We start from the raw sequence: 15,243 nt of genomic DNA, 5'->3' as shown, positions 1-15,243 counted from the left end.
TCTCTAGCGCAGTCGCGCGACAACGTAATCCGCGATATCGGCAAGCATCGTTTTGATCTCGCCATCGGGCACGGCGTTCAGTGCAGCCTTTGATCGATCCGCCCATTCCAACGCAACATCGCGTGTCTCGTTGAGCGTGTCGTGTGCGGTCAACAGCGTGATCGCGTGGTCGAGGTCGCCGTCGCGCTGATCGCCCTTGGCGATGGTGCGCTGCCAGAAGGCGCGCTCGTCGGCGTCGGCTTTCGCCACGGCCTTGATCAGTGGCAGGGTCAGTTTGCGTTCGCGGAAATCGTCACCGATATTCTTGCCCGTTTGCTCCGTGCCCCAGTAATCGAGCAGGTCGTCAACAATCTGGAAAGCGATGCCAAGCGCATCGCCGTAGTCGAAGAGCCCTTGGATCACCTCTTCGCTTTCGCCCGCCAGAACGCCGCCAACCTGTGTCGCAGCGGAGAAAAGCGCCGCGGTTTTGCCGCGCACAACCTGCAAATAGACGTCTTCCGTGGTGGAGAGATCCTGCGCTGCGGTCAGTTGAAGCACTTCTCCCTCGGCAATCGTCGCGGCTGCGTTCGACAGGATACGCAACACGCGCATGTTCTCGCTATCGGTCATCAACTGGAACGCGCGGGCGAAAAGGTAGTCGCCGACCAGCACCGAGGACTTGTTGTCCCAGAGCAGGTTCGCGGTTGGCCGTCCGCGCCGCTGTCCGCTTTCGTCAACGACATCATCGTGCAGAAGCGTCGCCGTGTGAATGAACTCGACAGTGGCCGCGAGGTGGATGTGATAGGGGCCATCGTAGCCGCAGGCCTTCGCGGAGGCGAGTGTCAGCATGGGCCGCAGCCGCTTGCCTCCTGCCTCGATCAAATGGGCTGTGACTTCGGGAATGCGCGGTGCGTGTTCCGAGGACATACGCTCGCGGATCAACGCATTGACGTCCGCCAATTCGGGCGCGAGGAACGCTGCGAGGCGTTCGTGTGGTTTGTCCGTCACTTTATCCAAACCCATGTTGCTCCATCCCGAATGCTCATCCGCTCGACAATCATGGCGCCATGCCATTTAATCGAGAGTATGAAACAGCTTCTGCGCACAAATGACCCGACCCAGATCGTATTCGCCAAGGCACTCTTGTCGGGGGAGGATATAGACTGCTTTGAAATGGACGTCCATACGAGCATATTGGAAGGCAGCATCGGCATTTTGCCGCGCCGCCTTATGGTTGCCGATAGGGATTTGTTCATCGCGCGGGCTGTGCTCAAAGACAATGGATTTGAACTGGAGGACGTGTGAGCGACCTTCGATCCGAGACCTGCGACGCATTTTTGGGCGGGCGGGTTCAGCTTTTCCAGCCCGCACAGGGGTATCGCGCGGGCGTCGATCCTGTCCTTCTGGCTGCGGCCTGCCCCGCGCAGGAAGGTCAGAGCATTCTGGAGCTTGGGTGCGGGACGGGCGCGGCAAGCCTCTGCCTCGCCGCGCGGGTGCCTGATCTCACGATAACCGGGGTCGAACTCCAGCCCGAATATGCGGCCTTCGCGCGTCGGAATGTCACAGCCAATGGCGCGGCGATGGAGGTGGTCGAGGCGGATTTACGCGCGCTTCCGCAGGCGTTGCGGGAGGTGAGTTTTGACCACGTCATCGCCAACCCGCCCTACTATCGACGCACGCGCTCGACGGGATCGCGGGACGCGGGGCGCGATGTGGCGCTCGGAGGGGATACGCCCCTGTCCGATTGGGTTGACGTTGCCGCGCGCCGCGCCGCGCCGAAGGGCTATGTGACCTTTATTCAGGCCGCTGACCGATTGGCCGATCTCCTGCGCGCATTCGATGATCGCCTTGGCTCGATCCGTATCCTTCCAATCCAGCCCCGCGAAGGTCGCGCTGCGCAGTTGGTCATTGTGCAGGCGCGCAAGGGCGGGCGGGCCGATCTGGTGATGGAGGCGCCACTGGTCATGCATGTTGGAGCGCGCCACGAGCGCGACGGTGAGAGCTATACGGCCCGCGTTGCTGAAATTTTGCGCAACGGCGCATCTATTACGTGGAAATGACTAAACGCTTTGGCAATATTTCGCGCGGCACCATCTTAGGGTCACTTTGTTACTTTTCAAGGGCGTGACACGACTCGAATTCTATGCTGCAATCGTCATGTAGCTTTTACAATGGAAGCCGCACTTAACAGAAGGGAGACGACATGAGCTTGAGTTCGCATCTGGAAGAACTGAAGAGAAAACACCAATCCCTGTCCGAAGCCGTCGAGGCCGAGCAACGTTCGCCGGGCACTGACGCGCTCCGCATCACTGAACTCAAAAAGCAGAAACTGCGCATAAAAGAAGAGATTTCCCGCCTGTCGACGTCCTAGCCAGACACGCAGAACCTTCAGCGGTTCTGTCGGCCTGCGATGGCCGCCAGAGCCGCGCCCACGGAAATCAGGATTGCGGATGCGGCCAAAACGAGCTGTGGCTCTGCAATCCCTGCCGCGACAAGAGCGGCAGTCGACAGCAAGGGGGCGGCGTAGGACGCCGTTCCCAGAAGCTGGATATTCCCTTGCTTCACACCGATATCCCACACGTAGAATGCCAATCCAACGGGTCCGATACCGAGAGCAAACATCGAGGCCCAGCCAAGGTTGGTGCTAGGCCATGTCGTGGTTTCAAGGCAAAGATGCGCTACGGTTGAGAGCACGGCTGCGGCAAGACAATAGACGGTGACGGAGAGGCTCGGCACCGATCCGAAGCGCCGCGAGATCACCGAATAGCCCGACCACGTTAGCGCACAGCCGATTGCCAGCATGTAGCCCAAAGCGTGATCGCCTGAGAAGGCCGCACCCCGCGCGATGAGAAGTGCTGCGCCAGCGAAGGACAAGAGTGCGCCCAGAATGTGCAGTGGGCGCAGGTGTTCGCCTGGAAGAAGGCCCGAGAACAACACGATGAGTAGCGGCCAAAGATAGGCGATCAGACCCGCTTCCGCAGGTGGCGCGGCCCGTAGGGCGGAGAAATAGAGAAAATGGTAGCCAAATAGCCCGACCGTTCCGAAGGCGTAGACCCCCAGCGGTACGCGTGTCAGGGCGCGCCATTGCCCTGTGACAGTGGTCCAGACGGCACCGATGGCCCCGCCGATGGCGAAGCAAATGGCGTTCAGTTGCAAGGCGGGCACCTCGACCGCACCCACGGTGAAGAGGGCGAGAAGTGCCCACATGAGGACGGCGGTGAACCCGATGAGAGTGGCGTTACGTTTGGTCATATCCGCATTAAGCGCGAAGTGGCGCGGAAGACAAGAAAAAGGCCGCCCCGAGGAGCGGCCCATCCGAATTTCATTTGCGGGATATCCCGCGTCCGAGCCTAGACGAAGAACTGCGCGCCGTTGGCGGAGATCGTCGAGCCGTTGATGAAACCCGCATCGTCGGAGACGAGGAACGACACGCAGCGCGCAATTTCTTCGGGCTCACCGAGGCGTCCTGTGGGAATCTGGCTGATGATCGACTCGCGGACCTTTTCGGGTACGGCCATAACCATTTCCGTCGCAATATAGCCCGGGCAAACGGCGTTGGCAGTGATGCCTGCGCGCGCGCCCTCTTGTGCGAGCGATTTGACGATGCCCAGATCGCCTGCTTTGGTCGCGGCGTAGTTCACTTGTGCGAACTGGCCTTTTTGACCGTTGATCGAGGAGATGACCACAACGCGACCGAATTTGCGTTCCCGCATACCTGGCCAGATGGGGTGAACCGTGTTGAATACGCCTGTGAGGTTCGTGTCGATCACCTGTTTCCACTGGTCGGGCGTCATTTTGTGGAAGGGTGCGTCGCGGGTGATGCCCGCGTTGGCAACAACAACGTCGATAGGGCCAAGATCGGCTTCGACTTGTGCGATCCCTGCTTTGGATGCGTCGTAATCGGCAACATCCCATTTGTAGGTCTTGATCCCGGTTTCGGCAGTGAAGGCGGACGCTGCTTCGTCATTGCCTGCGTAAGATGCGGCGACGGTGAAACCGTCCGCTTTGAGCGCCTTGGAAATGGCCGCGCCGATGCCGCGCGATCCCCCCGTAACGAGTGCTACTCTTGCCATGGTTTCCTCCTCCACAGAGCAATTATGAAAATATAATTTCGTCCAGTGCGCAATAAAATTGCGCACTGGATTTTATGTTTAGTCGCGTTCGACGCAGAGAGCAACCCCCATGCCGCCGCCGATGCAAAGGGTCGCAAGACCTTTTTTCGCGTCGCGTCGCTGCATTTCGAAGAGCAGGGTGTTGAGGATGCGCGCACCCGATGCGCCAATGGGGTGGCCGATGGCGATTGCGCCGCCGTTGACGTTGACCACGGCGGGATCCCAATCCATGTCCTTGTTCACCGCACAGGCCTGCGCAGCGAAGGCTTCATTGGCTTCCACGAGGTCGAGGTCGGAGGCTTTCCAGCCCGCTTTTTCGAGCGCCTTCTTTGAGGCGTGGATCGGGCCGGCGCCCATGATCGCGGGGTCGAGACCCGCGGTTGCGTAGGATGCGATCCGTGCGAGCGGTTGGATGCCGCGTTTGGCGGCGTTTTCAGCGCTCATCAGGAGAACGCCCGCCGCGCCGTCATTGATACCCGAAGCGTTGCCCGCGGTGACGGAGCCTTCGCGATCGAAAGCGGGGCGCAGCTTTTGCAGGCTTTCGAGCGTTGCGCCGTGGCGGATGTATTCGTCTTTGTCGACGATGGTCTCACCTTTGCGGGTCTTCACGGTGAAAGGGACGATTTCGTCGTCAAACTTGCCCGCCTTCTGCGCGGCTTCGGCTTTGTTCTGGGACGCGAGGGCGAATTCGTCCTGCTGTTCGCGGGAGATCTCCCACTGATTGGCGACATTCTCGGCGGTGATACCCATGTGGTAGCCGTTGAATGCGTCCCAAAGGCCGTCCTTGATCATCGAGTCAATGAACTTCATGTCGCCCATTTTGTGACCCGCGCGCAGGTTGGCGACGTGGGGGGACATGGACATGTTTTCCTGACCGCCCGCGCAAACGATATCGGCGTCACCCAGCAGGATGTGCTGCGTGGCGAGGGCAACCGTGCGCAGGCCAGATCCGCAGACCTGATTGATGCCCCATGCGGCAGATTCCTGTGCGAGACCCGCGAGGATGTGCGCCTGACGGGCGGGGTTTTGGCCCTGACCGCCTGTGAGGACTTGACCGAGAATGGTCTCGGATACTTCGCCTTTCTCGATGCCCGCGCGTTCGACAAGCGCTTCGAGCACTGTCGCGCCCAACTCGTGGGCGGGGGTGTTTGCGAAAGAACCCGAGAAACTACCAACGGCAGTACGGGCGGCGGAAGCGATTACGACATTGGTCATGGTGGCTGACTCCAGATTGAACCTGTCAAGAGACTGCCTAAACAAGTCGCGATACGCAACTTTATTGCGTCTCTATCGCTCAAAGCTCTATTGTGCGCGCGCAGCATAATCAACCGTAGCGGGCGAATGTTGCCGAAATGTTAGCGATAAATCGCTGGTTATTCCGCTATCCTGCCATTTGTGCCGCGGCCTTTTGACGCCAAGGTGGGTCAATCGTCGCCGCGCCAAAGTAATGGCCCTGAAGGCAGTCGACCCCAACGGAAAGCAGGTAGGCGGCGTCTTGTTCAGTCTCGACGTATTCCGCGACGGTGAACATATCGAAATGACGCGCCACGGACAAAAGCGCCTCCACGAGGATTTGGTTGTCAGGGTTGTCCGCGATGCCACGGATGAACGCCCCGTCAATCTTGATCAAGTCGAAATAGAAATCCTTGAGATACCGGAATGCCGTGTAACCCGCGCCGAAGTCGTCAAGCGCGAAGGAAATTCCATTCGCTTGTTGTCGCTTCATGAAAACCGTCACGAGGTCAGGCATGATCATGGCCGATCCTTCGGTAATCTCCAAAATGAGGCGTTCGCCTATGGTTTCGTCCACATCAAGAAAGGTTTCCAGCGTGTCATTCCAGCGCTGATACCCGATGGAGCGCGCCGACATGTTGATCGACAACCGCAATTCAGGATTGTCGCGCAATGTTTCCAGCCCCAGTTCCAAGGCGAGACAGTCTAGTAGACGCCCCGTTTCGGTCGTCTCCGCCGTGTCGATAAACTCGCGCGCGGGGATCACCCGTCCCTGATCGTCAAGGACGCGGATCAGACCTTCGTAGAAAGCGGGGCGGTCGGGGCGCACGGATTGCACAACAGGTTGGAAGGCAAGCAAAACCTGTTTCTTACGAATGGCGGATCTGACCATGTCCAGCGTATTCTTGTCACGCTCCGCAATCGCTGCGGAGAGTGGAGAGTCCATTTCGCTCCCTGGGAAACTGTAGTTCATATTGCACACCCTTGTTGGTTTCTGGTCCGGCCACTTCGGATCTTGGATGGAGAGCCTAAACAGCGGGTTAATTGCCAAGTTTGTCGGGAATTTTAGGAAGAATCGTAAAGGGCGGGATTCTCTAGAAAACCGCAAAAGATCGGCGGAATTTGTGAAGAGTTTTACTGATTACGCATCTGTCGCCGCAGGGAAAGGGTTTGTCACAACCCGCCTCGAATCGAACGCTGCATTAACCGAATCGAAAGAGTGCAGCGGTTAGGTCTCGTCGATGATGAACTGAAGGTGAGCGATGAACATTCAATCTCCAACGACAAGTTATGTAGGGTCGAGCGACGAGATGCCCTTCGACATATCCGAGGTCTTCTTCTCGCGTACGGACGAGCGCGGCGTGATCCAAGCGGGCAACGATGTCTTCCGACGCATTTCCGGATACAGTTGGGACGAATTACTGAATGCACCACACAAGATCATTCGCCATCCTGATATGCCCAGTGGCGTGTTCCACATTCTCTGGGACCGTATCAAAAGGGGTTTGCCGACGGGGGCCTATGTGAAGAACAGGGCGAAGGACGGCCGCTACTATTGGGTCTTTGCGGTCGTGTCGCCCGTTGAGGGAGGCTATCTCTCCGTGCGGTTCAAACCCACGTCTCCTCTACTGGATACCGTGCGCGCCGCCTACTTCGAGGCGCGTGCGGCGGAGATGGCGGATAATCTTACGCCTGCACAAAGTGCTGCGCGCATTGAGGGCGGGCTCCGCGACCTTGGGTATCGGACCTATGCGGCCTTTTCTTCTTTTGCCATTGCTAATGAAGTCATCGCGCGCGATCACGGGTTGGGCCAACCTGATGACCCGCGTCTGCGCAGTCTTAGGGATCTGTTGCCTGAATTGCGCAAGATCGACGAAGATCAGCGGGCCCTCTTTGCTGCCTTCGATGCAATCCGTGGCGTCCCATCGAATATGCGGATCGTGGCTTCGCGGCTTGAACCTGCGGGTGGGCCGATATCTGCGATCTCGCAAAACTACCGCCTGATGTCGAGCGAAGTGACCGAGCACCTTGGTGTGTTTCTGGCGGAGGGCGGGGAGACAAACCTGTCCACGTCCATTCTGGATCGTGTATTCCACGCATTGTTCCTGACGGCGACCACGCGTGTGCAACGCGAAGTGCGTGATGTGGCGGAGCAGGACATGAAGGCAGGCAAGGAAAGCAACAGGTTTGCTGAGGAGCTACCGCTTCTGACCGACCTGTTTGATAGCTACGCCCGTCAGGCGGCGGACATGCTAAGCGCGGTCTATAGTGATATTTCCCAACTGGCGCTTTCTGCCAAAGACCTCAAGCAAATGGTGACGGGGCTCGATTCGATCCGCGTGCTTTGCCGCGTCGAGGCGGGGCGGCTGGGATCGAACTCTACCGCATTGACCCCCGTGATCACCCAGTTGGACCGATTTCACGCCGATATCGAAGAGACGTTGGAGCGCATCATGTACAACTCAGACACTGTGAAGGCTTTGGTCGAGGCTTCAATTCCGCGATCCCTTGACGGAAGGGCAAATGACGACCGTCCGCGCGGGGCGGCCGCTTTGTTGAAATAGACTGGTAACGAGGTTGCGGCTACGTCAGGGCTGCGCGCCGCTGTTACTCGGCGGCAACTGTTTCGAGAATGGCGATTGCGGCATCGGAGGCCCAATCCGCGTCGCCTTGCAAGCGCGCAACTTCGTTTCCGTCGCGATCAATGATCACCGTCACGGGCAGGCCAAGCACGGCCATGTCGCGGGCCAATGTGCTTTTCGGGTCCAGTGCCGTTTCAAGATGCGCGATTTCGGCTTCTTCGAAGAATCGTTCGATCGCAGGTTTGGGGTTGTGGCCTGTCGCTACAGGCAGGACATGAACCCCGCGCCCTTCAAAATGTTCCGCGAGCGCGTCAAGGGCGGGCATTTCGTGTCGGCATGGCGCACACCACGTGGCCCAGAAGTTCAGCAACACCACATCGCCACGGTAGTCCGCAAGCGCGAGTGGCGCGCCGTCAAAGGTGGTGAAACCCTCGTCGGAGACCGCTTCGGGCGTGCTGTGAACGGCCAGTTTTTTCATATCTCCCGTGCGCAACGCGTCGAGCGTTGCCTTGTCCGCCGCGCTGGCGGGAATTGCACAGAGGCCGAGGGCCGTGTAGAGGGTGGCGGCAACAAGATTTTTCAACATGCGGGACAGGTCCATGGGTGACAAGAAATCCAATGCGATGTGGGGCGGGCGTTTTGCGGCCGGACCCGACGCGATCATGGAAGCGATAAACGCCTCTATCGGTTTCGACAAGCGGCTCGCGTCTCAAGATATTGCCGGCTCCCGCGCACATGCGCAGATGCTCGCCCAACAGGGTATCATCGAAGCTAACGATGCCGAGACCATTCGGGAAGGGCTTCTCACGGTATTGTCAGAGATCGAGGGCGGCACGTTCGAATTTTCCACGGCGCTCGAAGATATCCATATGAACGTCGAGGCGCGGCTCAAGGAGATCATCGGGGAGCCCGCAGGTCGTTTGCACACGGCGCGTTCGCGCAACGATCAGGTCGCGACCGATTTCAAACTCTGGACCCGTGAACAGATCGACGCGGCGATTGACGGGCTTGAAGCTCTGATCCGTGCATTGATCGCTCAGGCCGAGGCCGGTGCAGATTGGGTTATGCCGGGCTTTACCCATCTCCAGACCGCGCAGCCCGTCACGTGGGGGCATCACATGATGGCCTATGTCGAGATGTTTGGTCGTGACATGTCTCGGTTCAAGGACGCGCGGGCACGGATGAATGAAAGCCCGCTGGGGTCGGCGGCGCTCGCCGGTACGGGCTTCCCGATCGACCGCCATGCAACTGCGGAGGCACTTGGGTTCGACCGCCCGACAGCTAACTCGCTCGATGCCGTGGCCGACCGTGACTTCGCGCTGGAGTTCCTGTCCTGTGCCTCGATTGCGGCGATGCACCTGAGCCGTTTCTCCGAGGAGCTGGTGATCTGGTCCTCGGCGCAGTTCAAATTCGTCACCCTGTCCGATCGCTTCTCGACAGGTTCGTCGATCATGCCGCAGAAGAAAAACCCTGACGCCGCCGAGTTGATCCGCGCGAAAGTGGGACGCATCATGGGGGCGATGGTCGCACTCTTCACGGTGATGAAGGGGCTGCCGCTGGCCTATTCCAAGGACATGCAGGAAGACAAGGAACAGGTCTTTGACGCCGCAGACAACCTCATGCTCGCACTCGCTGCGATGACGGGGATGGTATCGGACATGAACGCTAATGTTGATAACCTCCGTGCGGCGGCGGCAAGCGGTTTCTCGACGGCGACCGATCTGGCCGACTGGTTGGTGCGCGAGGCGGGAATGCCGTTCCGCGAGGCCCATCACGTCACGGGCGCGCTTGTGGCGATGGCCGAGGAGAAGGGCTGCGATCTGCCTGATTTATCGCTTGAAGAGATGCAATCGGTAAACGCGGCCATCACAATCGGCGTGTTCGACGTGTTGACGGTTGAAAATTCCGTCAAGTCGCGCACAAGCTATGGTGGCACGGCTCCCTCACAGGTGCGTGCGCAAATCGCTCGCTGGAAAGAGGTGTTGGGATGATCCGTTTTGCAATTACTTTGATGTCGCTGGGGCTGCTCGTTGGGTGTGGCGTCGATGGCGAACCGAGCAAACCCGTGGTGACGGGGAAGCAGACCTTTGGTGTGAATTCCAGCACGGGTGCTTACACCAACACGCAGATCGGGATCACCTTCCCCGCTAACTGAGTTTTGCAGCCCCAAGCATCGGGGCGCGCCGTGACCCCGAGGGCCTGTCCACATGGATCATTTTCTTTATCGCGACGGTGTGCTGCACGCCGAAGACGTTCCCGTGACCGACATTGCTGCGGCGGTCGGTACGCCGTTTTACGTCTATTCAACCGCGACCCTGACCCGTCACTTCCACCTTTTCGACGAGGCGTTGGAGGGTATGGATCACCTCGTGTGCTTCGCGATGAAATCCAACTCCAACCTCGCGGTGCTCAAGCTATTGGGCGAGATGGGTGCAGGCATCGACGTGGTGTCTATGGGCGAATATCTCAAGGCGAAGGCCGCGGGCGTGTCTGGGGACCGCATTGTCTTTTCGGGCGTGGGCAAGACCCGCGACGAGATGCGCGTAGCGCTTGAGGGCGGTATCCGTCAGTTCAATGTCGAGAGTGAACCCGAACTGGAGGCGCTCAACGAGGTGGCCATCTCTCTCGGTGTGACCGCGCCGATTGCGCTTCGCGTGAACCCTGACGTGGACGCGAAAACCCATGCCAAGATCGCCACGGGCAAGAGCGAGAACAAGTTTGGCATTCCGATTGCTACCTGTCGCGAGGTCTATGCGCGTGCGGCTGCGATGGATGGCATCGACGTGGTCGGGATTGATGTGCATATCGGGTCGCAACTGACACAGTTGGAGCCTTTCCGTCTGGCCTTCACCAAGGTGGCCGAACTCACGGAAGCCCTGCGCGCCGATGGCCACAACATCCGCCGGCTTGATCTTGGTGGTGGCTTGGGCATTCCTTACGAGCGTTCCAATGACGCGCCGCCCTTGCCACTGGAATATGGCGAGGTGATCAAGGAGACCGTCGGTCATCTGGGCTGCGAAGTCGAGATTGAGCCGGGCCGCTTGATTTCGGGGAACGCGGGGATTCTGGTGTCTTCGGTGATCTACCTCAAGAATGGCGAAGGGCGCGATTTCCTGATTGTCGACGCGGCGATGAATGACCTTGTGCGCCCGTCGATGTATGACGCGCACCACGACATCGTTTCTGTGGTCGAGGCAGAGGCGGCGGTGGATCAGCACCCCGTCGATATCGTTGGTCCCGTGTGCGAAACGGGCGATACATTCGCCAAAGCGCGCAATATGCCGCCGCTGGCATCGGGTGATCTCGTGGCCTTCCGCTCGGCGGGTGCTTACGGGGCGGTGATGGCGTCGGAATACAATTCGCGCCCGCTCATTCCCGAAGTTCTGGTCCACGGCGATCAATTCGCTGTCATTCGCGCGCGTCCGACCTTTGACGAGATGATAAACCGCGATACCATTCCTGAGTGGCTTTGAGGTTGTCGCGGGGTGCCGCGATGCGTGACGGTCACGAACGGAAGGACCGATGCATCTGAACACCGATCTCCCTGACTGGCTGCACAGGCGGCTGCGGACCACGCTTGGCGTGACCCGTTGGGGGATGATTTACGAACGTGCGGCACAGGCGTTCTGGCCCTTCTTCTCTATTGTATTTGCGGCTTCTGGCCTGATCCTTCTGGGCGTTCACGAGCGCCTTGGTGACTGGGTGCTTCTGGCGGTGTCAGTTGCGGTCGGCGTTGCCGCATTGGCCAGTTTGATTCTTGGGGTGCGCGCTTTCGTTCTGCCGCGTGAGGCGGAGGTTGTCGCGCGGGTCGATGCCCGCCTCAAAGGCCGCCCGTTGCAGGCCCTGTCGGATACCCAGGCCACGGGGCAGGGCGCGGAGGCGAGTGATGCGCTTTGGGCCGCTCATATGGAGCGAATGGCCGCGCGCGTGGCCGATGCCGCCCCCGTGCCGCCCGATCCCGAGTTGTCCCCGCGCGATCCATATGGCCTTCGTCTTGTTGCGCTTTGCATTTTGGGAATGGGTGTCCTCTTCGGCTCCGTTGAACGTGCGCAGACCGTGGTGCGCGGCTCGACAGGTGACGAGATTGCAATGGGGGCGATCTGGGAAGGCTGGATCACGCCGCCGCGCCACACGGGCAAACCTACTCTTTACATGGCCGATCTTGATGACCGCTTTGATGCGCCAAAGGGCTCCGAAGTGACCCTGCGCCTCTACGGCGTCGGTGAGGATGGCCCCGCGTTGGAAATCCGCGAAACTGTTTCGGGGGACGAGACCAGTGCAGCCACGGATTTCGCAGTGCAGCAGGCGGGTCAGATCGAGATCGACGGACCGTCGGGGCGTCTCTACAACGTGGCTCTCGTGCCCGATGAGCGCCCCACGGCGGAGCTTGTGGGTGAGATGACGCGCGCGGCAAGCGGTGAGACACGACAGGATTTCCGTCTTACCGATGATTTCGGCGTGGTGCGTGCGGTGATGACCATCGAGCGTGATCTGGATGCCGTTGTACGCCGCTATGGCTTTGTCGTTGATCCCGAACTGCGCGCGCCCCTTGAGGTAAATGTGGTTTTGCCGCGAACGGGAGATCGGACTGAGATCGAGGGCGTGTTCGCCGAGAATTTCTCACTGCACCCGTTTTCAGGCCTGCCCGTGATGCTCTCACTCACGGCCTATGACGCCACGGGGCAAGCGAGCAACGAGGCGCTCGGCGAAGCGATCTTGCCAGGGCGGCGGTTTTTCGATCCGCTTGCGGCGGCTTTGATCGACGTGCGGCGCGAGCTTCTTTGGAACCGTGCAAACGCGACCCGCAATGCGCAGGTGTTGCGGGCGGTGAGCTACCAGCCCGAAGAGGTGATCGACGATCCCGCGCTGATCCGCAGGCTTCGGGCAGTGATCGCAAAGCTGGAGAGTCGCCCAGAGCCTATGCCCGATGCGCTGGTCGATGAGATTGCCACGGAGTTGTGGGATCTTGCGGTCGAACTGGAGGACGGCGAACTCAAGGAGGCACTGGAGCGTCTGCGCCGCGCGCAGGAGCGTCTGCAACAGGCAATGCGGGACGGAGCATCGCAAGAAGAGATTGCGAAACTGATGGACGAATTGCGCGAAGCGACCCGCGACTATCTCCAGCAGCTTGCCGAGCAGCAGGGGGAGGACGGCGAAGGTGCCGACCAGCCTGACAACGGCGAGACAATTGAGATGACGGGCGACCAGTTGCAGGAGATGATGGATCGCATTCAGGAGTTGATGGAGCAAGGCCGCATGGCCGAGGCACAGCAACTCATGGATCTGCTCAACCAGATGCTCGAAAACATGCAAGTCTCCCAGTCGCAGGACGGTCAGGGTGGCGATGGTGGTCCCGCGATGCAGGGAATGCAGGACATGCTGCGCGACCAGCAGGAGTTGAACGACGACACCTTCTCGGACCTGCAAAACCAGTTCAATGAGGAATTCGGCGGCGAGCAAGGTCAGCAACAGGACGGCGAGCAACAGAACGGTCAACAGCAGGATGGTCAACAACAGGGCAACGCGAATGAGCAGGGCGACGGGCAACTTGATCGCGGTGATCTGGCCGACCGACAAGAGGCACTTCGCCGCGAGTTGCAGCGTCAGCGCGGGTCTATTCCTAGCGGGCCGAACGGAGAGGCTATTGGTGAGGCGCTGGATGAGGCAGATCGCGCGATGGATGATGCTGAACAGGCGCTTCGCGAGGGAGATCTGTCAGGCGCGCTCGACAGTCAGGCCGAAGCGATGGAGTCGCTGCGTGAGGGTATGCGCCAGCTTGGTGAGCAAATGGCGCAGAATGGCGAGCAGGATGGCGATGCACAGCAGGGTCGTGCTGGCGGCCTGAACAGCGGATCCGAACGGCGCGACCCGCTCGGGCGCTCTCCTGGCGACACAGGGCAATTCGGCACTGACGATGAATTTGCGCAGGGCGAGGATGTCTATCGCCGTGCCGAAGAGCTTTTGGAAGAGATCCGTCGCCGCTCCGCCGAACAATCGCGCCCCGAAGAAGAGCGCGATTATCTGGAACGGTTGCTCGACCGGTTCTGAATTAAGGGGCCGTCAGAAAGGGCGCGTTATTCGGAGGCGGCCTCGGCCCCTGATGTGAGGCTCGAGAGCAGGCCGTCAAGACTATCCGATAGCTGCGCCATCACGCCATCAAGCCCCGTGCGGAAGCCATTGGCCGCCGTTACATAAGCCTCCATTGTGCCAGCCAGTGCGGGCACCTTCTCGGCAATCGTGGGTGCGAACATATAAAGCACCACCAGCGCGATGGCGATTACTACGAGCGGTATGAATACGCGGCGGAAACTGCTGCGCTCGCGTGTGCGGAGAGTTTCTTCGTCTGGAACGGTGCCGTCGGGGTCACGCTCGGACGTTGCGCTGAGGGTGGAGTTGATCTCTTCGATATCGGGTAGGAGGTCGCGGCGTTTGCCGTGCGCGGCCCCTGCGATCAATGCGGGATCGGATGACGGGTCCAGTCCGCGCAGACGCGCCATTTTCTCGCGCAGACCTTGCCCTGCATCGCCATCTGCCGCGGCGTTGTCGATGCCGAGATCGGGTTGGCTTTCGAGCGTGTCAGTGGAGGCAGCAGGGGCGCTGAACTCCCGCTCTTCGCGCAGGATGTCGCGAATGTCGTCGCTGATCGTGGTCGCTGGTTTCGCACCCGTCGCGGGTTCGAAGTCGTCGGCTTCATCCTCGTATTCTTCCGCTTCGTCGAAGGTGTCGTCTTGCGCCTGCTCAGAGGCAAAAGGCGATGCCTCGCTCTGATCCGCTTCCGCGTCGGAGGCAAATGCGGCAACCGCTTCGGCAATCGCGGCGTCGTCCGCGTCATCGGAGGCGCTGTCATCAGTATCAAGCGCTTCGGAAATCTCCGCGCGCACGTCCTCAATGTCATCGTCATGAGAGAAGGCGGGGGCACTTGCTATGTCGGGTGTATCCGTCGCCGATGCCGCCTCGATGGACGTGTCGCTTTCGTGGGGCGCGGCCTCTTCGGCCTGAGGAATATCCAGTTCCCCGTCGTCAGCGGTCAACTCGACGCCCTGTTCGGCCGCCGTTTCATGATCGAGGTGGGCGGGACGCTGGAACCACGTGTGGCCACAGTTAGAGCACTGAACATCGCGTCCCTGCTCAGGAATGACCTTCTCGTCAACTTCGTATTGCGCGTCGCAATTCGGACAGTTTAACCGCATAAAATCCCCGTCCACGATACTTCTGTGCCGTGGTATAGCCTTTGTGTTTTCCCAAAAGGTTAACGAATGAGATGGGATTGTCCATGATTTTGGGTTAGTTCGATTGAATCACTCTCGGTGGTGAGGCAAAACTGTCGCGAATAGCAG

15 protein-coding genes are annotated in these 15,243 nt (G+C 59.7%); 8 read left to right on the top strand and 7 right to left on the bottom strand.

The window, feature by feature from the left end; genetic code table 11:
* Nucleotides 1-3: 3 nt before the first annotated feature.
* Nucleotides 4-1,002, bottom strand: coding sequence for a polyprenyl synthetase family protein (locus ACN0SC_RS11045; RefSeq protein ID WP_417249734.1), 999 nt, complete (start codon nucleotides 1,000-1,002; stop codon nucleotides 4-6).
* A 63-nt stretch (nucleotides 1,003-1,065) separates the two neighbouring features.
* On the opposite strand from ACN0SC_RS11045, the gene ACN0SC_RS11040 reads away from it, so the two are divergent.
* The 3 genes from ACN0SC_RS11040 to ACN0SC_RS11030 all read left to right on the top strand — a co-directional run bounded on the left by ACN0SC_RS11040 (nucleotide 1,066) and on the right by ACN0SC_RS11030 (nucleotide 2,350).
* The gene (locus ACN0SC_RS11040) at nucleotides 1,066-1,284 is read left to right on the top strand and encodes a DUF2007 domain-containing protein (RefSeq protein ID WP_417249733.1); all 219 of its coding nucleotides are present in this window, start codon (nucleotides 1,066-1,068) and stop codon (nucleotides 1,282-1,284) included.
* Nucleotides 1,281-2,039 (top strand): tRNA1(Val) (adenine(37)-N6)-methyltransferase, encoded by a 759-nt coding sequence (locus ACN0SC_RS11035; RefSeq protein WP_417249732.1) that lies wholly within the window; start codon nucleotides 1,281-1,283, stop codon nucleotides 2,037-2,039. Before ACN0SC_RS11040 ends, ACN0SC_RS11035 begins: the two co-directional genes overlap by 4 nt.
* 143 nt (nucleotides 2,040-2,182) lie before the next feature.
* Complete coding sequence (locus ACN0SC_RS11030) at nucleotides 2,183-2,350, top strand: YdcH family protein (RefSeq protein ID WP_417249731.1); 168 nt, start codon at nucleotides 2,183-2,185, stop codon at nucleotides 2,348-2,350.
* Between the two features lie 17 nt (nucleotides 2,351-2,367).
* Here ACN0SC_RS11030 and ACN0SC_RS11025 read toward each other — a convergent pair whose 3' ends face one another.
* From ACN0SC_RS11025 to ACN0SC_RS11010, 4 genes are all read right to left on the bottom strand, one after another.
* Nucleotides 2,368-3,231 (bottom strand): DMT family transporter, encoded by an 864-nt coding sequence (locus tag ACN0SC_RS11025; protein WP_417249730.1) that lies wholly within the window; start codon nucleotides 3,229-3,231, stop codon nucleotides 2,368-2,370.
* 98 nt (nucleotides 3,232-3,329) lie between these two features.
* Nucleotides 3,330-4,052 carry an acetoacetyl-CoA reductase gene (gene phbB, locus ACN0SC_RS11020; RefSeq protein WP_417249729.1) on the bottom strand — a complete coding sequence of 241 codons (723 nt, stop codon included), beginning with the start codon at nucleotides 4,050-4,052 and terminating at the stop codon, nucleotides 3,330-3,332.
* A 78-nt stretch (nucleotides 4,053-4,130) separates the two neighbouring features.
* On the bottom strand, nucleotides 4,131-5,306 hold the full coding sequence (locus tag ACN0SC_RS11015) for an acetyl-CoA C-acetyltransferase (protein ID WP_417249728.1): 1,176 nt from the start codon (nucleotides 5,304-5,306) through the stop codon (nucleotides 4,131-4,133).
* Nucleotides 5,307-5,472: 166 nt separating this feature from the next.
* Nucleotides 5,473-6,270, bottom strand: coding sequence for an EAL domain-containing protein (locus ACN0SC_RS11010; RefSeq protein ID WP_417249727.1), 798 nt, complete (start codon nucleotides 6,268-6,270; stop codon nucleotides 5,473-5,475).
* Between the two features lie 316 nt (nucleotides 6,271-6,586).
* Here ACN0SC_RS11010 and ACN0SC_RS11005 point away from each other — a divergent pair, with 316 nt between their 5' ends.
* A complete protein-coding gene (locus ACN0SC_RS11005; RefSeq protein WP_417249726.1) occupies nucleotides 6,587-7,888 on the top strand; it encodes a PAS domain-containing protein in 1,302 nt (433 codons plus the stop codon).
* Between the two features lie 43 nt (nucleotides 7,889-7,931).
* Here ACN0SC_RS11005 and ACN0SC_RS11000 read toward each other — a convergent pair whose 3' ends face one another.
* Nucleotides 7,932-8,492 carry a TlpA disulfide reductase family protein gene (locus tag ACN0SC_RS11000; protein ID WP_417249725.1) on the bottom strand — a complete coding sequence of 187 codons (561 nt, stop codon included), beginning with the start codon at nucleotides 8,490-8,492 and terminating at the stop codon, nucleotides 7,932-7,934.
* Nucleotides 8,493-8,505: 13 nt separating this feature from the next.
* On the opposite strand from ACN0SC_RS11000, the gene argH reads away from it, so the two are divergent.
* Genes argH through ACN0SC_RS10980 form a run of 4 tightly spaced genes read left to right on the top strand, consistent with a single transcriptional unit; the run spans nucleotide 8,506 to nucleotide 13,954 of the window.
* Nucleotides 8,506-9,897, top strand: a complete 1,392-nt coding sequence (gene argH, locus ACN0SC_RS10995) for an argininosuccinate lyase (protein WP_417249724.1) — start codon at nucleotides 8,506-8,508, stop codon at nucleotides 9,895-9,897.
* On the top strand, nucleotides 9,894-10,061 hold the full coding sequence (locus ACN0SC_RS10990; RefSeq protein ID WP_417249723.1) for a hypothetical protein: 168 nt from the start codon (nucleotides 9,894-9,896) through the stop codon (nucleotides 10,059-10,061). Before argH ends, ACN0SC_RS10990 begins: the two co-directional genes overlap by 4 nt.
* Before the next feature lie 52 nt (nucleotides 10,062-10,113).
* On the top strand, nucleotides 10,114-11,379 hold the full coding sequence (gene lysA / locus ACN0SC_RS10985) for a diaminopimelate decarboxylase (RefSeq protein ID WP_417249722.1): 1,266 nt from the start codon (nucleotides 10,114-10,116) through the stop codon (nucleotides 11,377-11,379).
* A 49-nt stretch (nucleotides 11,380-11,428) separates the two neighbouring features.
* Nucleotides 11,429-13,954, top strand: coding sequence for a TIGR02302 family protein (locus ACN0SC_RS10980; protein WP_417249721.1), 2,526 nt, complete (start codon nucleotides 11,429-11,431; stop codon nucleotides 13,952-13,954).
* A 26-nt stretch (nucleotides 13,955-13,980) separates the two neighbouring features.
* Here ACN0SC_RS10980 and ACN0SC_RS10975 read toward each other — a convergent pair whose 3' ends face one another.
* A complete protein-coding gene (locus ACN0SC_RS10975) occupies nucleotides 13,981-15,096 on the bottom strand; it encodes a zinc-ribbon domain-containing protein (RefSeq protein WP_417249720.1) in 1,116 nt (371 codons plus the stop codon).
* Nucleotides 15,097-15,243: the final 147 nt, after the last annotated feature.

Source organism: Celeribacter sp., assembly GCF_048261515.1.
Classification (GTDB): Bacteria; Pseudomonadota; Alphaproteobacteria; order Rhodobacterales; family Rhodobacteraceae; genus Celeribacter.
This window is presented reverse-complemented; position numbering and strand designations above follow the sequence as displayed.